Annotated in this window: 17 protein-coding genes; 6 read left to right on the forward strand and 11 right to left on the reverse strand. The window is 68.0% G+C overall.

Going from position 1 to position 19,231, the window contains the following annotated elements:
• Positions 1 to 492: 492 nt before the first annotated feature.
• From GIY23_RS15750 to GIY23_RS15790, 8 genes are all read right to left on the reverse strand, one after another.
• On the reverse strand, positions 493 to 1,161 hold the full coding sequence (locus GIY23_RS15750; protein ID WP_154077356.1) for a DUF4232 domain-containing protein: 669 nt from the start codon (positions 1,159 to 1,161) through the stop codon (positions 493 to 495).
• A gap of 209 nt (positions 1,162 to 1,370) precedes the next feature.
• Positions 1,371 to 2,018, reverse strand: coding sequence for a DUF4232 domain-containing protein (locus tag GIY23_RS15760; protein WP_154077357.1), 648 nt, complete (start codon positions 2,016 to 2,018; stop codon positions 1,371 to 1,373).
• A gap of 221 nt (positions 2,019 to 2,239) precedes the next feature.
• Positions 2,240 to 3,517 (reverse strand): dihydrolipoamide acetyltransferase family protein, encoded by a 1,278-nt coding sequence (locus tag GIY23_RS15765; RefSeq protein WP_187351904.1) that lies wholly within the window; start codon positions 3,515 to 3,517, stop codon positions 2,240 to 2,242.
• A 47-nt stretch (positions 3,518 to 3,564) separates the two neighbouring features.
• Positions 3,565 to 4,557 (reverse strand): alpha-ketoacid dehydrogenase subunit beta, encoded by a 993-nt coding sequence (locus GIY23_RS15770; RefSeq protein ID WP_154077358.1) that lies wholly within the window; start codon positions 4,555 to 4,557, stop codon positions 3,565 to 3,567.
• 48 nt (positions 4,558 to 4,605) lie between these two features.
• Complete coding sequence (pdhA, locus tag GIY23_RS15775) at positions 4,606 to 5,712, reverse strand: pyruvate dehydrogenase (acetyl-transferring) E1 component subunit alpha (protein ID WP_154077359.1); 1,107 nt, start codon at positions 5,710 to 5,712, stop codon at positions 4,606 to 4,608.
• A gap of 122 nt (positions 5,713 to 5,834) precedes the next feature.
• Positions 5,835 to 7,298, reverse strand: coding sequence for a dihydrolipoyl dehydrogenase (gene lpdA / locus GIY23_RS15780; protein ID WP_154077360.1), 1,464 nt, complete (start codon positions 7,296 to 7,298; stop codon positions 5,835 to 5,837).
• Between the two features lie 255 nt (positions 7,299 to 7,553).
• Positions 7,554 to 8,810, reverse strand: a complete 1,257-nt coding sequence (locus GIY23_RS15785) for a PucR family transcriptional regulator (RefSeq protein ID WP_228717319.1) — start codon at positions 8,808 to 8,810, stop codon at positions 7,554 to 7,556.
• A gap of 40 nt (positions 8,811 to 8,850) precedes the next feature.
• On the reverse strand, positions 8,851 to 9,750 hold the full coding sequence (locus tag GIY23_RS15790) for an acyl-CoA thioesterase (RefSeq protein WP_154077361.1): 900 nt from the start codon (positions 9,748 to 9,750) through the stop codon (positions 8,851 to 8,853).
• Between the two features lie 340 nt (positions 9,751 to 10,090).
• Here GIY23_RS15790 and GIY23_RS22685 point away from each other — a divergent pair, with 340 nt between their 5' ends.
• Positions 10,091 to 10,243 carry a hypothetical protein gene (locus GIY23_RS22685; RefSeq protein ID WP_187351905.1) on the forward strand — a complete coding sequence of 51 codons (153 nt, stop codon included), beginning with the start codon at positions 10,091 to 10,093 and terminating at the stop codon, positions 10,241 to 10,243.
• 109 nt (positions 10,244 to 10,352) lie between these two features.
• Here the strand turns inward: GIY23_RS22685 and ligD are convergent, their stop codons facing one another.
• A complete protein-coding gene (gene ligD, locus GIY23_RS15795) occupies positions 10,353 to 11,378 on the reverse strand; it encodes a non-homologous end-joining DNA ligase (RefSeq protein WP_228717320.1) in 1,026 nt (341 codons plus the stop codon).
• Between the two features lie 167 nt (positions 11,379 to 11,545).
• Between ligD and GIY23_RS15800 the strand changes: the two genes are divergently transcribed.
• The 4 genes from GIY23_RS15800 (at position 11,546) to GIY23_RS15815 (ending at position 14,247) form a co-directional block, all read left to right on the forward strand.
• A complete protein-coding gene (locus GIY23_RS15800; protein WP_154077362.1) occupies positions 11,546 to 12,283 on the forward strand; it encodes a DsbA family protein in 738 nt (245 codons plus the stop codon).
• Entirely contained in the window at positions 12,280 to 12,918 is a 639-nt protein-coding gene (locus GIY23_RS15805; protein WP_187351906.1) for a vitamin K epoxide reductase family protein, read from the forward strand. The genes GIY23_RS15800 and GIY23_RS15805 overlap by 4 nt, the downstream gene beginning before the upstream one ends.
• An 88-nt stretch (positions 12,919 to 13,006) precedes the next feature.
• Entirely contained in the window at positions 13,007 to 13,444 is a 438-nt protein-coding gene (locus tag GIY23_RS22820; RefSeq protein WP_154077363.1) for an ATP-binding protein, read from the forward strand.
• Positions 13,445 to 13,497: 53 nt separating this feature from the next.
• Entirely contained in the window at positions 13,498 to 14,247 is a 750-nt protein-coding gene (locus tag GIY23_RS15815) for an RNA polymerase sigma factor SigF (protein WP_154078897.1), read from the forward strand.
• A 313-nt stretch (positions 14,248 to 14,560) separates the two neighbouring features.
• Here GIY23_RS15815 and GIY23_RS15820 read toward each other — a convergent pair whose 3' ends face one another.
• A complete protein-coding gene (locus tag GIY23_RS15820; RefSeq protein ID WP_154077364.1) occupies positions 14,561 to 16,252 on the reverse strand; it encodes a BCCT family transporter in 1,692 nt (563 codons plus the stop codon).
• Between the two features lie 389 nt (positions 16,253 to 16,641).
• On the opposite strand from GIY23_RS15820, the gene nhaA reads away from it, so the two are divergent.
• Positions 16,642 to 17,931: a Na+/H+ antiporter NhaA gene (nhaA, locus tag GIY23_RS15825; RefSeq protein ID WP_154077365.1), complete on the forward strand. Its 1,290-nt coding sequence runs from the start codon at positions 16,642 to 16,644 to the stop codon at positions 17,929 to 17,931.
• Between the two features lie 251 nt (positions 17,932 to 18,182).
• Here the strand turns inward: nhaA and GIY23_RS15830 are convergent, their stop codons facing one another.
• Positions 18,183 to 19,100, reverse strand: a complete 918-nt coding sequence (locus GIY23_RS15830) for a M23 family metallopeptidase (protein ID WP_154077366.1) — start codon at positions 19,098 to 19,100, stop codon at positions 18,183 to 18,185.
• Between the last annotated feature and the right edge of the window lie 131 nt (positions 19,101 to 19,231).

Here is a 19,231-nt window from a genome sequence, read left to right on the forward strand (position 1 = left end):
TGGATTCTGGCCGGGAGGTGGCGCCATCAAGGTCGGGATGTTCCACGGACGAGGGTCGTCACAGGACGGATCCGCAACCACAGAGATGTGAAAGTGCTTGACGTGCGGGTTCGGCCCCGAGTATGGGGTCCACTGCCACGGATTGTTCCCCGGGCGCGAGTCCAGGATGAGATTGTTGGCAATAAGGTACTTGATCCTCGGATCCTTGCTCGCAGCCAGCTCGTCGGTGATCCGGTTGATGTCGACACCGTTGTCGGGGTCGTGCGTGATGTCGATCGCGGTCACGATTCCCGGACCGTACCAAGGGTTGTGGTCACTCTCGCGACTTTGATGATCAGCGTCGCCCACGATGCCGTCACTCGCGTCGTCCCGCCGTGGGTAACGCTCATTGAACTGCGCGAGCATCGTCTCCAAGCTCCGCGCCGGTCGCCAATTCATCGGCGTACTCCTGATTCGATCGATATTCTCATGAGGTCGTCAGGTCTGTCTCGGTCACTCGGCGAAGAGTTGACCGTGCTCGACACGACCGCCGTTGCACACCGCACCCAGTCCCCAGTCGAGGAAGAACGGTGTTTGCTCGCCGGGCATGAAGACCCGCACCTTCACGGGGTCGGTACAGGCTGCCGCCGGGTCTCTGCCGTCTGTGTTGGTGTCTTCCCACCAGAAGTCCTGAAGCACGGCTTCCCTGGTACCGATCGTGACGGGCTCCGCCGACGGTCCTGCGGGGTTCTCCTCCAGCGACATCGGGAGAAGTTCGCTGTTCTCGCCGACGAAATCGAGGGTGGCATGCCCGTTGAGGGTGCAGGCGGTGCTTCCCACGTTCGCGACCCGAAGCACCGTGTGCTGTGTTCCTTCGGAATCGAGACCCATCACGGAGTCCGGGTAGAACCGGGCACGGAGCTGTTCCGGCTGACAGTCGCTGTCACCTTCGGAAACCTCCGAAGAAGGCTGTTGCGACGGTTCGACCGGCTGCTGTTCAGGCTCCGACGCAGGCACCGTGACCGTCTCGGTCGCGGGCTGCGGTGCGGGAGCGGGCGGTGGTGGCGGTGGCGCCGCCTGGGGGACAAGATTCCCACATGCGGACACCGAAGCCACGACTCCGAGCGCCACCAGTCCCGTTGCTACCCGGGAGCGGTGCTGCTGTCGATGCAGCAATGACAACGGTCATCGTCCTCTCCGATGTCGACACATCGTGTTGATCAACAGTACGGGAGGATGCTTACAGAGCCGGATGACCCGTGTCATGCGTTCGGCCGAAAAAGCCGTGAACACGCTGGCAAAAACGACAAACCGACCAGGTCTCCGCGAGCGAACTGAGCCTGCGGTGCAACTATTATCCCTTACGCCCGACTCGCCTGGTTGCAGTGCCGTCAGCGATGTTCGACGAAGGGCCCGACGTCGAGCAGGCCGTTCGAGCACACCGCGCCGAGCTTCCAGTTCAGTTCGACGACGTCCTCCGAGCCCGGAAGCGTGACCTGGAGGCCGTTGGCGTCAGAACACGGTGATGTCTGGACTTCCCATGACAGGTAGCTGTCTGCGCCCGCTCCGGGCGTGAGGACGATCGGAGAATACGATTCCATGCTCCGCCGTCGATCGGTCGGCAGCGGCCCGCCGCTCTCGTCCGTGAGCTTGACTGCGGGAAAACCGTCCACAGTGCAAGGATCGGAGGAGGTGTTCGTCACCGTCACCACCGTGCGGTTCTCCGTACCGAGATCGCCCCGTCGAGACGGATTCAGAGTCGCCTCGACGTCTTCTCCGGCGCACGGGTCCTCTGCAGACCCCGTTTCGTTCTCTTGCGTGGACTTCTCGTCTTCGGAGTCCTGTTGCCTCGGCTCAGACGTCTCCTGCTCTGCAGGCTCCGTGACCGTCACGGTCGCCGGAGCCGGCGGGGGCGCGGGCTGTTGTGGCGCCGCCTGCGGAAGCACGGTTCCGCAGGAAGCCACCGAGGCCGACAGGCCGAGCACCACCAGACCGGTCACGACACGAGAGCCGAACTCCCCTCGGTACTGCTGTGGCATCGACGATCCCCTCTGTCATTCGACACGTTGACATGATCAACGACGTTCGAACGGGATGGTTCCAGACCACCGTGATCACTGTCAGGCGTTCGGACAGAGAACCGACGAACCGTTGCGACACGGGAGGACACAGCAGGTCCGAAGTCCGGTGTCCGAGACGACAGTGCCCCCTCCCTGCGAGCGGGAAGAGGCACTGTCCGAGACGGACGAAAGCTGGTCCGTCAGGCGATGATCCGGATCGGGTCCTCCAGCAGACCGGTGAGCTGCTGCAGGAACACCGCGCCGACGGCTCCGTCGACGGCGCGGTGGTCGGCGGAGAGAGTCACGCGCATGATCTTGCGGACGACGAACTCGCCGTCGCGGTGCTGAATCTCCTCGCGAGTCGCGCCCACGGCGAGGATCGCCGCCTCCGGGGGGTTGATCACGGCGGAGAACTCCTCGATACCGAACATGCCGAGGTTCGACACCGAGAACGTGCTGCCGTTCATCTCGTCGAGTTTCAGCTTGCCCTCACGTGCCCGGCCGGCCTTCTCTCGCCCCTCGGTGGCGATCTCCGACACGCTCTTACGGTCCGCGTCCGGAATCACCGGAACCACAAGGCCGTCGTCCAGCGCTACCGCCACGCCTAGGTGAATCCTCTTGTGCTGCAACAGTTTGTCGCCAGCGAACGAGACGTTCACGGAGGGGTTCGCGCGCAGTGCGGTCGCGCACGCCTTGACCACGAGGTCGTTGACGCTGACCTTCGGACCGTCGGCGGCCTGCAGCCGTTCGTTGAGGTTGCCGCGGAACTCGATCAGCTCCGTCACGTCGATCGCACTCGTCAGGTAGAAGTGGGGCGCCTGCTGCTTGCTCTCGGTGAGGCGCTTGGCCGTGACCTTGCGGATCTTGCTGAGCGGGATCTCCTCGACGTCCTCGTCTGCGACCGGAGACGGCGCGGATGCCGACGCCTCCACCGCAGGCTGGGGCCGCGACTGAGGTTCCGGCTGCGGCTCCTTCGCCAGCTCCGCGTCGATGTCGGCTCGGATGATTCGCCCCCCGGGTCCCGTTCCCGCGATCGCGGCCAGTTCCAGACCGTGCTCTCGCGCGATCGCCTTCGCGAGCGGGGACGCCTTCGGTTTCGTTCCGACGGAACCGTTCTCCTCGGGACCGTTCACCGCCGGTGTGGCCGCCGAGTCCGTAGCTGCGTCCACGGCGGGTGCTGGTTCCGGTTCGGGCTTCTCAGCGGCTGCCGGAGCAGGCGCCGTAGCCTCAGCCGTGGCGCCGGAGCCGTCGCCGAGAAGCGCGATCGGGGTGCCGATCGGCACCGTCTCGCCCTCACCGACGAGCACCTTCTCCAGGACGCCGTCGTCGTAGGCCTCCAGTTCCATGAGAGCCTTGTCGGTCTCGATCTCTGCGACGATCTCACCGCGCTGCACCTGGTCGCCTACCTGCTTGCGCCAGCCGGCGAGGACGCCCTCCTCCATCGTGTCGGAGAGCCGGGGCATGTGGATCTCGGTCATCGTGCGTTCCTTCGAACTTCAGCGGGCGACGGGGAGGGGGCCGAGGGTCAGCGGCGCTTGCCGACAGCGGCGAGCGTCTCGTGCACCGCTGTCGCCAACGATTCCTCCGATGGCAGGGCGGCTCGCTCCAGCGGCTTGGCGTACGGGAGCGGGACCTCGGCCGAAGCGACCCGGCGCACCGGGGCGTCGAGGTAATCGAACGCACCGTCCGAAATGGACGCCGCGATCTCGGCCCCGATCCCGTAGGTGAGCCAGTCGTCCTCGGCGATGACGGCGCAGCCGGTCTTGCGCACGGACTGCACCACGGTGTCGCGGTCCAACGGTCGAAGACTCCGCAGGTCGACCACCTCGGCGGAGACACCCTGTTCGGCGAGCCGCTCCGCGACCTTCGAGGCGACCATGGCCATCCGGGAGTAGCCGATGATGGTGACGTCGGTGCCCTCGCGGGTCACCTTCGCCTTGCCGATCTCGGCGGGCTCGACGACTTCGGGGACCTCGCCCTTGGTGTTGTACAGCGCGAGATTCTCCAAGAACAGCACCGGGTCGTCGTCGCGGATCGACGCGAGCATGAGTGCCCTCGCCTCGGCCGGCGTACTCGGCGCAACGACCTTCAGGCCCGGGACGAACGCGTAATACAGCTCGATGTTCTGCGAGTGCGTCGCACCGAGCTGCTGCCCGCCTCCGCCAGGTGTCCGCAACACCATCGGCACGTTGCACTGACCGCCGAACATGCCATAGATCTTCGCCGCGTGGTTGACGATCTGGTCGAGCGCGATGAGCGAGAAGTTGATGGTCATCAGCTCGACGACGGGCCGCAGCCCCAGCATCGCCGAGCCCACTGCCGCGCCGACGAATCCTTCCTCGGCGATGGGCGTGTCCCGGACCCGCTTCTCGCCGAACTCGTCGAGCAGGCCCGCGGTGATCTTGTACGAGCCCTCGAAGACCCCGATCTCCTCACCGATGAGGAACACGTCGTCGTCGCGACGCATCTCCTGTTGCAGCGTATCGTGCAGGGCCTGCCGATAGGTGATGACAGCCAAGGAAATTCTCCATGTCGTACGCGGTGGGACGGCTCGGACGGCCGGAAGTCAGAAGACCGGGTCGGCGGGGAGGCGACGCGAGTCGTTGGCCACCGGGGTCGCGTAGGTGTAGTCGAACAGGGTCGAGACATCCGGATGCGGGCTGTCGTCGGCGAACGCGACGGCCGCGTCCGCGTCGGCTTGCGCCTGCTTCTCGATCTGCGCGGCGCCGTCCTCGTCGAGGATCGCGGCATCGAGCAGCTGTGCACGGAACGTCGTCACCGGGTCGGCGGCACGCGCCGCCTCGACCGACTCCTCGCTGCGGTACTTGCCCGGGTCGACGACCGAATGCCCCTTGAGGCGGTGGCTCACGCACTCCAGCATCGCGGGCGCACCGGTCTCCCTCGCGCGCTCGACCAATCGTGATGCGGCCTCGTTGACGGCGAGAACGTCGGTGCCGTCGACGCGCTCACCGTGCATCCGGTACGCGACGGCTCGCTTGTACAGCTCGGACTCCGCGGAGGACTTCTCCACCGTGGTGCCCATGCCGAGGTAGTTGTTGACGACGACGAAGACCACCGGAAGGTTCCACAGCGCTGCGATGTTCAGTGCTTCGTGGAACGCGCCGATGTTCGTGGTGCCGTCGCCCATCTGGCACATGACGACCTCGTCGCCGCCTCGATAGTCGATGGCCAGGGCCGCGCCGGTGGCGAGGGGGACCTGGCCGCCGACGATGCCGTAACCGCCGAGCAGCCGGGCCTCGATGTCGAACATGTGCATCGATCCGCCCCAGCCGCGGGAGGTTCCGGTGGTGCGGCCGTAGAGCTCGGCCATCACTCGGCCCGGCTCGATCCCCTTCGCCAGCGCGTAGCCGTGCTCGCGGTAGTTGGTGAACAGGTAGTCGGAGCCGCGCAACGCGGCCATCAGGCCGACGACGGTCGCTTCCTCGCCGAGGTTGAGATGGCAGTAGCCACCGATCTTGGCCTGCGTGTACCCCTGCGCCGCGCGCTCTTCGAAGCGCCGTACCAGAGTCATCTGCCGGAAGTATTCGCGCAGCGTATCCGGCGACGCACCGTCGAACGGCGTCGAGGCGTTCTTCGAGCCGCGGCGGTTCGCGCCGCTGCTCGACGTGCCGGTGCGCGTGGATTTCTTGCCACGGGTCGCGGTCTCCGCCATCGCGGTACCCCTTTCCGAGTCCGGAATACGGTTCGTTTCGATCCACAGAAGACAGACGAATGCCCGGGATCGTGCGTTCTGGTTCTCGAGGAGGGGCGGCCCTGGCCGGACGCCCCACTCGCTCAGCGTGTGCGCGGAGGCGCGGTGTGGACGGGCAGACCCATCGCCATCATCGCGGACTCCATGCCGATCTCGCCGAGCGTCGGGTGCGCGTGAATGGTGTCGGCGAGCTCGTCCAGCGTCGCCTCCAGCTCGATGGCCAGGGTGCCTTCGGTGATGAGGTCGCTGGCGGACGGTCCGATGATGTGCACACCCAGCACCTCGCCGTACTTCGCCCCCGCGACGACCTTCACGAATCCCTCGGTGTCGCCGTAGGTCTTGGACCGGCCGAGCGCCGCGAACGGGAACTTGCCCACGGTGACCTCGTGTCCGGCCTCGGTCGCTTGCTGTTCGGTGAGGCCGACGCTGGCGATCTCTGGGTGGGTGAAGGTCGCGGCAGGCACCGCCGTGTAGTCCATGCGGGCGTGCTCGCTACCGACGATGTGCTCGACGGCGGTGATCCCCTGGTGCGAGGCGACGTGGGCGAGCAGCACCTTGCCGGTGACGTCGCCGATCGCGTACACGTGCTCGATGTTGGTGCGCAGGTGGTCGTCGACCTCGACGAACCCTCGCTTGTCGGTGGCCACGCCGGTGTTGGCGAGATCCAGCGAGTCGGTGTTCGGCTTGCGCCCCACGCCGACGAGCACGACGTCGGCGTCCACTTCGGACACCTTCGCACCGTCGACGGAGACCGTCAGCCCGTCCGAGCTCTGGTCGATCTTCGAGACGGTCGCGCCGGTGAGCACCCGGATGCCACGCTTGCTGAACGAGCGCCCGAGCGCCTTGCCGATCTCGGCGTCCTCGGCGGGCACGAGGCTCGGCATCATCTCGACGAGGGTGACCTCGCTGCCGAGCGCCTGGAACAGGCTCGCCCACTCGGCGCCGACCGCGCTGCCGCCGACGACGACGATGCGGTTCGGCACCTCGGTGAGCCCGAATGCGCCGTCCGAGGTGACCACGCCGGGCAGGTCCGCGCCCGGCAGCGGGAGCTGGACGGGCACCGAGCCGGTCGCGACGAGGACGTCGCGTCCCCTGGCGCTGCTGACCGGCGTCGCGCCGACCGGGTTCGCCGCGTACTTCGGCCCGTCCGGACCGAGTTCGCCGTCGCCGACCTCGTAGACGTCCACGGTGGTCGGGCCGGTGAACCGGGCGTGCCCGTCGATGAGCGTGACGCCGTTCGCCTTGAGCAGCTGGGCGACACCGCCGGTGAGTTCCTGGACGATGCCGTCCTTGCGCTTGAGCACCGCGCCGTAGTCGAGGCTCACGTCGCCGACACCGACGCCGAAGTCGGCCGCGTGCAGGACGGTCTCGTAGACCTCCGCCGAACGCAGCATCGCCTTCGTCGGGATGCAGCCCCAGTTCAGGCACACTCCGCCGGTGCGTTCCTTTTCCACCAGCCCGACCGACAGGCCGCGCTGGGCCGCACGAATCGCCGCCACATAGCCTCCGGGGCCGCCGCCGACGACGAGAAGGTCGAATTCCTGCACTGCGCTGTGCTCCTTCGTCCGGCCCGGGCGGATCTCGTGAACCCGCCGGGGAAATCTGCAGAACAACGCCCCTCGTCGGTGACCACCGGGCGCACCACGCAGTCTCGTGACCGGGACCACGTCCACGCCAGGCTCGCTCGCCCAGATCTTGCGCAGCCGAACTGTGCACTTCGCACAGCGATCCCCGCATCATTCCGGACACGACTGGCCCTCCGGCGGGGCGTGTCGCCCTACTCGCCGGTAACCCGGGTCACGTCAGGTCCCGGAGGTGCCGGGAAGCTCCATCGCCGTGAGCGCCAACGACAGGGCCACGTAGGAGTCGCGACCGTGCAGCGGCCTGTCGATCAGCGTCGAGATCCGCTGCAGCCGATTGAGCACCGTGTTGCGGTGGCAATGCAGCCGCGTCCCGGTGTGCGCCGTGGAGCAGTTCTCGTCCAGCCACGCGGCCAACGTCTCCAGCAACACCTCCCGCTCACGCAACGGCAACGCGAGCACCGGCCCCAGACACGACTCCAGCAACCGCTGCGCGAGGTCCGGCGACTGCACCAGCAAAGCCTGCGGATACCGGTCCGCCAACGAGACCAATCCCGTCGAACCGCGCGGCGAGGTGCCCATCGCCGTCATCGCCAACTGGTGCGCGAAGCCGACCTCCGCCAGTCCCCGCACCACCGGCGAGCACGCGACGCGCCCCCGGGCCAGCGGACGCATCGCGTCGAGGACCAGTGCCTCGGGGTGACGTTCGAGTGCCACCAGGCCGACGAGCGTGTCCGCCCGGACCTGCCACACCGACCGGACGTGCAGCGAGGCCAGGACGTGCTGCTGGCCGTGCAGAGCCGCACCGCCGTCCGGACCGACGTCGGCGACGACCACCAGATACGGGCCGCCCGGCGGCAGATCGAGCTCCTGGGCGGTGCGCTGCGCGAACGCGGTGTCCCGGCCACGGCCGGCGAGCAGGTCCTCGACGAGCGCGTGACGCCGCTGGTCGTCGCGGCGCCACCGTTCGAGTTCGGCGTTGCGGTACGCGGTGGACAGCTCCGAGGACAGCCCGTCGATCACCGTCCACATCGAGGTCGCCGCCCCGAGCAGCACGTCCGGTTCGACCCGCTCGGCCCGTGCCTGCTCGACCAGCGACTCCCAGACGATGCGCCCACCGAGCCGGAAGGTGCGCAACATGACCTCCAGCGGCACACCCTGTTCGGCCCGCCGCCGGCCGATCGCGGTCGCCACGTCGTCGGAGCCGGTGTCGACCGCGCCTCCCGATGCCTCGCTGAGGATGCGCAGCACCCGACCCAGGTAGCGCTGGCAGCCGTCCCACAGTTCCTCGTACGGGACCGGGCTGTAGTCGGTCCATTCCGGGTTGTCGGTGAAGATCGCGGCCATCAGCCGCTCCGCCAGCGCGGAGACGTCGCCGATCCGGGCGGTGGCCAGCGCTCGCGTGGTCGCCGCGCCGTCCGCGTCGTCCGGGACGGCGGACAGCGGGCTGAGGGGACCCTCGGCCGGCTCTGCTACCACGCCGATCGAGGGTACCCGCCCGCACTCCCGCGCCCGTCGTTCAGCCGACGCCCAGCAACGCCTCCTGGGCGACGGTCGCGACCTGCCTGCCCTGCGGGTCGAACACGGCGCCCTGCGCGAGCACGCGCCCGTCCTCACCGACCGGCGAGTCCTGGTCGTAGAGCAGCCAGTCGTCGCTGCGCGCTTCCTGGTGGAACCACATCGCGTGGTCGAGGCTGGCCATCCGCAGCCGGGGCGCGTGCCGGTCGAGGCCGTGGCGGAGCATCACGGGCTCCAGCAACGTCATGTCCGAGGCGTAGGCGAGCGCACAGGCGTGGATCAGCGGGTCCTCGGGCAGGGTCTCCCGAGTCTTGATCCACACCAGGTGCCTGGTCACGTCCTCCGGGCGTTGCCGGGGCGGGTACGGCGGGTCGTCGACGTGGCGCAGGTCGATCGCACGCGGCAGCTTCCACCAGTCCGGACCGTCCACGCGGTCCCGGGCGAGCCGCTCGTGCAACGACAACAGAGTCTCCGGCGACGGTGCCGACGGGAACGCCTTCTGATGACGCACTCCCCCACGTCCACGCTGGAACGACACCGTCGCGGAGAAGACCTCGTGTCCGCCCTGCCGGGCTATCACACGCCGTGCCGAGGTGGACCCGCCGTCGCGGATCCGGTCGACGGAGTACTCGACGTGTTCGGCGGGACTCGCACCGCGAACGAACAACGCGTGCAGCGAGTGCACGGGACGACCGGCCTGCACGGTTCGCCCGGCGGCGGCGATCGACTGCGCCAGCAGGACACCACCGAACAGGCGCTGCGCGGGCCTCGGCTGAGTGCGCCCCCGGTACCGATCCGCCCCGAGAGCCTCGAGGTCGAGCAGCTCACGGAGCAGCGGAACGCCTTCGTATTCACCGACCGTCACCGCGTTGACACGGGCCGTGCCAGCTCGATCGTCCACAGTCGCCTCCGCGCCTCGTTCCCGTCTTCCCCATCCGCATCGTTCCTCACCGCTCCGACCACGCGAGCCCGGCGTCCACTTTCCAGGCCTGACAACACTGAGTCCTCATTGGACAGTCACCTATCGTGTCAACCGAAAAACCGTGCGAAACCAACAGCTTTCCGGTCCGTCACGGCCACGATGAGAGACGAGTCACGCCGGGAATCGCGCGCGGCCGGATAACGTTTCGATGACCTGCGGCGACATTCTGGGTGAGAGCGGGTCGAGCATCGGATGTCGACCTTGTCACACACCGACCGAACACCGGTCGCCGAACCACGAACGCCCGGGGGTACCGAGAATGCAGAGCAGCGGCCGCCACACCATCGTGTCGGTTGTGGGAACCGTCGCCACGGTCCTGTTGACCGTCGCACTGGCAGCTCAGGCACCGGAACCCGCCGCACCGGAGCACCCAACGCCGCAACCCGCGGCGTACGTGGGCGACCACCGCTGACTCAGGGTGCATTGGGGAACTGGCTTGTGCCCGTAGGGCAGTACTCAAGAGGACCCCAACGCCGCGAGGGACGAACCGGGGCCTTCTTGCGTACTTCCCGCCCACACCCTCACTCCCGGACGATCTCCTGCGGGTGCTTGTCGGCCCGAAGGCCCCGGTACCGCGGTTGGCGGAGCCTGCCGTCCCCGGTCCACTCCGAGAACACCACCTCGGCCACCAGCTCCGGCTCGACCCAGCGCACGCCGCGCTCCGGCACCGGGTCCGCCAACGGTGACGACGGCCGTTCCAACGCGACGAGTCTGGCCGTGATCGCACGCAGTCCCGCCTCGTCGAACCCGGTGCCCACCTTCCCGGCGTAGCGCAGACGCACTCCTTCGGGTTCGTAGTAGCCGAGCAGCAGCGCGCCGAACCCGGAACGCGCCCCCTTCGGAGCTGTGAACCCGGCGACGACGAATTCCTGCGTGAGCACGCACGGCAGCTTCACCCAGTCCCGTGAGCGACCGGAACGGTACGGGGACGCGCTGCGCTTGGCGACCAACCCTTCCCACCCGTCGACCGCCGCCTGCTCGTACAGTCGTCGGCCGTGGCCGGCCGCGTGCTCGGTGTAACGCAGCGGCTCCGCGAACGGCACGAACTCTTGTAGCAGGCGCTTACGGGTCCGGAGTGGGAGACGTCGCAGATCGACACCACCGACGGCGATCAGGTCGAACAGGTAGTAATGGATGGTGATGCCCGAATTCCGAGCCGCCCGCGCGTCGGAGAGATGCATGCGTCCCTGCAACGCGCCGAAGCTGGTCCGTAGGCCGTCGAAGGCCACCACCTCGCCGTCGACGACAAAGCCGGGCAGGCCGGAGAAGGCCTCGCTGATCTCGGGATACGCGGCGTCCACCCGACGCCCGCTCCGGGACCACAGCTCGGTGCCCGCCCCGTCCGCGCCGGCGACGAGGCGCATTCCGTCGAGCTTGCGTTCGAACAGCCAGGTCCTCGCGTCGTGCGGGGGAACGTCGTCAGCCTGGAACGGGCGGCTGTCACTGTCGGTGGCCAGCATCGGCGCGCACCAGGTGCCCGTCCACGGACGCAACAGCCGTTCCTCGCCTGCCGCGAGGAACGAGAACGGGTCGTCGCCGGTCACCACGGGTCACGAGTATCCGACTCGCGGGGCCGCGGCTCATCTACTACCCCAGTCGGTTACACGACCGTGTGAATGCGCGAAACTGGGAGGCGTCGCACACAGCGGCCTCCCGTCCTTACCCCCACGTGGGCTTCGTGTCCCCACCCGAGACCGCCCGAAGGTTTGAATCGATGTCCAAGACGAGCAATCCGCTGGCCGCAGGCAGGAAAGGGCCTTCGACCAACGTCATCCTCACCGTCGTGGTCGCGTTGGTGGGCGTACTGGTGATCGGCGGTGTGCTGCTGTTCGCCGGCGGCGGCGGCTCCTTCGGTGGCGGACAGGCGGTGCCTGCCCAGACGCTGCAGCGGGAGAACCCCAACCAGGTACTGCAGTCCGAGGACCAGAAGGTGCAGGTCACCGAGTTCCTCGACTACCAGTGCCCGTCGTGCGCGCAGTACTACCAGCAGGTCACCAGCCCGATCGAGGACCAGTACCAAGGCAAGATCGATTTCACCGTGCGGAACTTCCCGCTGACCCAGGCGCACCCGCTCGCCATGCCGGCCGCGCAGGCTGCCGAGGCCGCCGGAATGCAGGGCAAGTTCAAGGAGATGTACCACCAGATCTTCGACAACTACCAGCAGTGGGCCGTCGCCCCGGGCGGGCAGAGCGTGCAGCAGGACCCGGCTCGGGCCACTGCGACGTTCGAGCAGTACGCGCAGCAGATCGGCCTCGACATGGCCAAGTTCCGGCAGGACCGGGATTCCGACCAGGTCAGCCAGCGCATCGAACAGGACATGAGCGACGGCCAGCAGGCCGGTGTCTCCGGTACGCCGACGATCTTCGTCAACGGCGAGAAGTGGGAGCCCAGCGGCGGCGGTGACCCCGCGCAGCAGTTCAAGGAGCGGATCGACCAGGAGCTCGCCAAGTGAGCGCACCTGCGGCGGCCGCACCGTCGCCCGCCGAGACCACCGACCAGCGACCTCGCGGTCCGTTCGAGCGGATCGTGGCCTGGCTGTGCGTGCTCGGCGGGGTGGCCGGCCTGGTGAGCGCGTTCGCGCTCACGCTGGAGAAGATCGCCACGATCAGCAACCCCGGCTACCAGCCGAGCTGCAACCTCAACCCGATCATCTCCTGCGGGTCGGTCATGAAGAGCTGGCAGGGCTCGACGTTCGGGTTCCCGAACCCGCTGATCGGCCTGGTCGCCTACGGGGCGCTCATCACGATCGGCGTCGCGCTGCTCGCCGGCTTCCGACCGCCGCGCTGGTTCTGGGTCGGCCTGCAGGTCGGCACCGGCCTCGGTCTGCTGTTCGTGTTCTGGCTCATCTACTCGAGCCTGTACTCGATCTCCGCGCTGTGCCCGTACTGCATGGTCGTCTGGGTCGCCACGATCGTCGTGTTCTGGTACGTCACGATGCACAACCTCGAGCGCGGGCATCTCGGCGTGAACGGACCCGCCGCACAGGGACTCGCGCGCTTCCACAGCCTGGGGCTCGCGGTGTTCTTCCTGGTGATCATCGGATTCATCCTTCAGGCGTTCTGGATGTTCTGGTCGACGCTGCTCTGAGTACCGTGGCCGGCCCCGTTTACGTACGCTCTCGCTCGGGTAACACTGCTGCCATGAGAACGGATCACCGCCCTGGAGGGGGACACCGATGAGCGCGGAGCGAGGCCTGGACGTCTCCGACGGGGTGAGCGCCGGGACGTCCCACGTGGTCGAGGTGCGAGTGGACGCCGACCCGGGGCAGCTCTCGGTGCTCCGTGCCGTCATCGGCGACCTCGCCATGCGCGCGGACTTCGATGTCGACGCCATCGCCGATCTGCGTCTCGCCGTGGACGAGGCGTGTTCCTCCCTGGTCCGGCTGGCCAGCAGTGGGTCGACTCTCGTATGCCGGGTCACACCCGAGGACTCGGGTATCAGTGTCACCGCGGAGGCGCTCAGCGACGAGCAAGCCGGGCCCCGTACGGACACCTTCAGCTGGCGAGTGCTGACCGCCCTCACCGATACGGTGAACGCCGTCGTCGACACCGACGACAACGGGCAGAACGTCGTGCGGCTCGACCTCACGAAGCGACGGACGGCCGGTCGGTGACACCGACTCATCCGGACACCGAAGAGTCGAGGGACGACAAGCGTTACGCCGAGATGGCACCGCTGTTCCAGGAACACGCGGCTCTCGACGCGAGCGACGCTCGCCGCGAGGAACTGCGGGACACGCTGGTCACCGAGCATCTGCCTGTCGCACGGCACATCGCGCGTCGTTTCAGTCATCGCGGTGAGTCGCTCGAGGACCTCACCCAGGTGGCGACCGTCGGCCTGATCAACGCCGTCGACCGGTTCGACCCGTCGCGGGGGGTGGACTTCCTGTCCTACGCGGTGCCCACGATCATGGGTGAAGTGCGACGGCACTTCCGCGACACCGGGTGGGCGGTGCGGGTTCCGCGCCGGTTGCAGGAGCTGCACCTGTCGGTCTCGTCGGGAATTTCCTCGCTGTCCCAGGAACTCGGCCGCGCCCCGACACCCACCGAACTCGCCACCCACCTGGGTGTCGGCAAGGAAGAGGTGTACCAGGGCCTCGACGCCGGTAACGCATACCGCAGCAGTTCGCTGGACGAGCTGCTCACCGCGACCGACGACATCCCGCTGCGGGAGGCGATGGGCAGTGACGACTCCGCGCTCTCCGAGGTCGAGAACCGGGAGGCGATCCGGCCGCTGCTCGACGAGCTCGGCGAACGGGAACGCCAGATCCTGCTGCTGCGGTTCTTCCGGTCGATGACCCAGACCCAGATCGCCGAGCAGCTCGGCATCTCGCAGATGCACGTCTCCCGGCTGCTCGCGCGCACCCTCGCGTGGCTGCGTGAGCGACTCGACAACGACACCCCCGCGCCGGACTGATTCTCCTCAAGAGCGGTTGGACTGCGTTGGTGGTGCCGTAGCGGAACCTCACCTCGCGGCTGGCCGACCACGAGGTGAACCGGCGTGTCCACTGAGAATTCCGGACGGCTGTCGTCGCGTCGTGTCGGCGGCCGAAGCCGCTGAGCCATCACCGCGTACGCAGCCCGTCCACCGGTGGGTTCTCAGCGCCGCCCTCGCGAGGACCGCGGTTTCGCTGCGTAGGTCGCTACTCGAGAACCGATCCCGCAGCGAGGACGGCGCTGAGGTTCCGCCACCCGACCACCGAGCAAGCCCCTTCGGGTAGGAGCGCCGATCAGGTGTCCGGGTCCTTCGTGGCCACTGTGGAACCGCCCGATCCGGCTCCCGCGCGGGAGTCCGGCTCCACCGACTCGTCGCCGCCGGAATCCGCCGTGGAACCCGGCCTGCGTTGCGAGCTCTCGCGCATGGACACCAGCGGGCTCGGCGCTGGCGGCACCGTGACCAGGCCGCGTTCGTCCGAGAGCCCGCGCACGAGGCCGACACACGTGAACAGCAACACGATGCAGAACGGTAGTCCGGCGAGGATCGACGCGGTCTGCAGCGCGCTCAACGCGTCCTCGCCGCTCGCGGCTCCCGCCAGCAGCAGGATCGCCGCGATCACTCCTTCCAGAATCGCCCAGAACAGGCGCTGCTGCCACCGCGGGTGCGGGTCGCCGCCGTTGGTGAGGATGTCGACCACCAGCGATCCCGAGTCGGACGAGGTGGCGAAGAACAGCACCACGACGATGATGGCGACCACCGACGCCAATCCGGCCAATATCTCCGGTATCGGCAACTGACTGAACAGGACGAACAGCGCGGTCTCGGCGCTGGCTTCGCCGATCGGGTTGGCCGGGTTGTCCTGCAGCCGGTTCAGCGCCGCGTCACCGAAGACGGTCAGCCACACCATCGACGCGCCGACGGGAGCGAACAGGGCGCCTGCGATGAACGACCGGATCGTGCGCCCGTAGGAGATGCGGGCGAGGAACATGCCGACGAACGGGGACCACGAGATCCACCAGCCCCAGTAGAACAACGTCCAGGTGCCCTGCCACTCCTGGGCGGATTCGCTGCCCGGGTACGTTTCGAAGCTCGTCAGCGGCAGGTTCTGCAAGTAGGTGCCGACGTTGGCCGCCAGCGCGTTGAGCAGGTCGCGCGAGGACGCGAAGACGAACACGAAGATCATCAGCGCGAACGCCAGCCACAGGTTGATCAGCGACAGGTTCCGGATGCCCTTGTCGATGCCGAGCATCACGGACACGACCGCGACCGCCGTGATCGCCAGGATCAGAACGACCTGCAAGAACGTGGTGTTCTCGATGCCGAAAAGCGTCTCCAGCCCGGCGCCGACCTGCTGGCCGCCGAGTCCCAGCGACGTGGCGAGGCCGAACAGCGTGCCGAACACCGCGAGGATGTCGATCGTGTTGCCGATCCAACCGTTCATGCGCTCGCCGATGAGCGGGTAGAAGGCGGCGGCCGGGCGCAGCGGCAACCCGCGCCGGAAGGCGAAGTAGCCGAGGGACACGCCGAGCACGATGTAGATCGCCCACGGGTGCAGTCCCCAGTGGAAGAAGGTGAGGTTCATGGCGTTGGCGGCGGCTTCCTGGGTGCCGCCTTCGCCGGTGGGTGGCTCGAGGTAGTGCGAGACCGGCTCACTGACCGCGTAGTAGACGAGCCCGATGCCCATCCCTGCGGTGAACAGCATCGCGAACCAGGCGAGCTTGCTGTATTCGGGCTTGGAGTCCGGCGGCCCGAGTCGCACCGACCCGTAGCGGCTGCACATCAACACGATCACGAAGATCAGGAAGAAGCTGGCGGCGATGATGTAGAGCCACTCGAAGTTCATGGTGATGAACGTGTTCGCCCCGCTCGCCGCGGTGCTCAACGCCCCCGGAGCGATGACACCCCAGAGCACCAGGGCGATCGCGATGACCCCCGAGATGATGAACACCGGGGGGTTGGTGTGCGTTCTCAGGTAGTTCCACATCGCAGGCCCACCTCTTCGTGTCAATGACCCGTGCGCACGGCATCTTCACGCTAGGTCCCATGACACTCCCGGGCGACGCCACGCGCAATTCCGATACCGGACGGAAACGTTCTTGCCGCCGTGCGCTCCCCTGGTGGTCACCGTGTGAATACGTTGCGCCGGGACAGCACTCTTGTCTCCGCGCTGGGTCCCCACCTCGACTCACACTGTCTACTCAACGTAGTCGATGCTGGTCAGCCCGAACCGTGCAAAACGCGCGTCAGCTCGGCCGGGCGTCTGCCGCGCATACTCGGAGGCACTCGGAACGGCTCGCGTAGGATCACGTCCGGTGTGCCGGGAAGTCTGGTCGGCGAAGTTTCTCCGTTTCCGACGAGAGGTAGGACGGCCGGATGGCACAGGATCACCGGAACCAGCACGGCAGCGGCCAGGGGCAACTTCTCCCCCAGTCCTCACAGCCGGAAGCGCGGACACTCGCCGGCATTCTGCGTACCGAGACCGTCGGGGGCGCGTTGCTGCTGGCCGCCGCGGTGGTCGCGGTGGTGTGGGCAAACTCCCCGTTCAGCGAGGCGTATCAGACCGTCAGTGAGTTCGTCCCGTGGCCGGGCGGCGCCGCCGTGGGCCTCGACCTCGACATCTCGCACTGGGCCGCCGACGGGCTGCTCGCGATCTTCTTCTTCGTGGTCGGTCTCGAGCTCAAGCGCGAGTTCGTCGCGGGCGACCTACGCGATCCACGCCGCGCGCTGGTTCCTGTGGTCGCCGCGATTTGCGGCATGGCGGTTCCGGCGCTGGTGTACGTGGCGATCAACATCAACACCGGCGGTGACGCGCTGCGCGGGTGGGCGATTCCCACCGCGACCGACATCGCCTTCGCTCTCGCGGTCCTGGCGATCATCAGCTCGCACCTGCCGAGCGGGCTCCGCGCGTTCCTGCTGACCCTCGCCGTGGTCGACGACCTGCTGGCCATCACGGTGATCGCGCTGTTCTACACCGACGACTTCCACCCCGCGATGCTCGGCGCCGCCCTGCTTCCGCTCGCCGCGTTCGGGCTCCTCGTGCAGTTCCGCAAGACGTGGTGGTGGGTGTTGATCCCGCTGGGACTGGCGACGTGGTTGCTCGTGCACGAGTCCGGGGTGCACGCCACCATCGCCGGCGTGCTGCTGGCCTTCACCGTGCCGGTGCACAGCAAGGACCCGTCTCAGCCCGGGCTCGCCGAACACTTCGAGCACCGCTGGCGGCCGATCTCGGCCGGAGTCGCCGTCCCGATGTTCGCCCTGTTCGCGGCCGGTGTCTCCCTCGGCTCGGAAGGCCTGGGCGGCGCGCTGACCGACCCGGTGGCGATCGGCGTCGCGGCTGGCCTCGTCGTCGGCAAGGTCGTCGGCATCTTCGGGTCGACGTTCGTGATGGGCAAGTTCACCAAGGCCCAGCTCGACGAGAACCTCGCCTGGTGGGACGTGCTCGGGGTCTCACTGCTGGCCGGGATCGGGTTCACGGTCTCGCTGCTGATCGGCGAGCTCGCGTTCGGCACGGGCAGCCCGCGCGACGAGCACGTCAAGGCGGCGGTGCTGTGCGGGTCGCTGATCGCCGCCGTGCTGGCCTCCCTCGTGCTGACCGCCCGCAATCGGGCCTACCGGCGCTTCGAGGAAGCCGAGGCGAGTCGCGGCGAGAGCGGCACCGGATAAGTACTTCCGACGTTTTTGCTCGGTGGGTCGGGTAGCGGAACCTCACCTCGCGGGTGGCCGGTCCGCGTAGGCGCCGAGGAGACCGTCCACGCAGAGTGCCTGACCGAAGCCCTCACTCCGTCCGCCCCTGGCCGGTCACGGACACGAAAGAACCGCCCGGGACCATGTCGGGGGAACAGGTCCCGGGCGGTTCGTCGACGGCCCGAGTCGGGGGGACTCGCGCCGGGTCCGTCCGGCGGTGGCCGGGTTCGTCAGTAGCTGATGCCCCGCTCCTCCAGCCACGGCACCGGGTTGATCTTGCTGCCACCCTCGATGACCTCGAAGTGCAGGTGCGGCCCTGTCGACTGGCCCTTGTTGCCCATCGTGGCGATCTGCTCGCCGGCCTCGACCTGCTGGCCCTCGCTCACGTCGATGGTGTCGACGTGGCCGTAGACGGTGATCGTGCCGTCATCGTGCTGGACCCGGACCCACTGGCCGAAGCCACTGGCCGACCCGGCGTTGATGACCTCACCGCCGGTGGTCGAGTAGATCGGGGTGCCGATCGAGTTCGCGACGTCGATGCCGTTGTGGCTCGAGCCCGAGCGCTGACCGTAACCGGAGGTGAACTCGCCCTCGGCAGGCTTGGCGTAGCCGCTGCTGTTGGTGGCACCCGCCTGGTTGGAGGACGCCGCGGCCTGCTGCGCCTCGGCCTCCTGCTGCTGCTGTGCCTCGGCTTCCGCCTGCTGCTGACGCTCCGCCTCGGCCTGCTGCTGACGCTCCTGCTCAACCCGGGCTTGCTCGGCCCGCTCGGCCTCGGCCCGCTCCCGCTCCTGCTGCATGGCCTGTGCCTTCTGCATCTTGGCCTGCTCGGCAGCGGCGTCGGCGGCAGCCTTGGACTTGAGGATCTCGGGGGCGTCCACGGGCTGCTGACGGTCGCCGTTCACGGCCTGACCCAGGTTCTGCTGGGCGGCGACCGGCTCGAACGGGCGGTCGTCGCCACCTCCGGCGTTGGCGGCCAGCGGCTGCCCGATGGCGACGAAGGCGCCCGTGGCGACGACCGCCGCGAGAACCTTGTTGCGCAGCGGCTTGCCCTGACCGGGGCCGGACTTCTCGGGAGTGGAGTGGTCGGGGGAGTTCTCGGAGGCCGCCGACATCGGGGTATGCCGGTCCTCCTGGCGGTGCTTGCCCATGTTCGCCTCTCGTCGTCTCGGGGAGGCCGGTCACTTCCCGTCGGGGGGCGGGTGGTCCCTCTTCGGGGCGAGGAACCTCGTGACCGAACCGTGACGTTTCAGCGAAGAACGTAGCTAAGAGTTATCGGAGC

The sequence above is a fragment of the Allosaccharopolyspora coralli genome, assembly GCF_009664835.1.
Lineage (GTDB): Bacteria > Actinomycetota > Actinomycetes > Mycobacteriales > Pseudonocardiaceae > Allosaccharopolyspora > Allosaccharopolyspora coralli.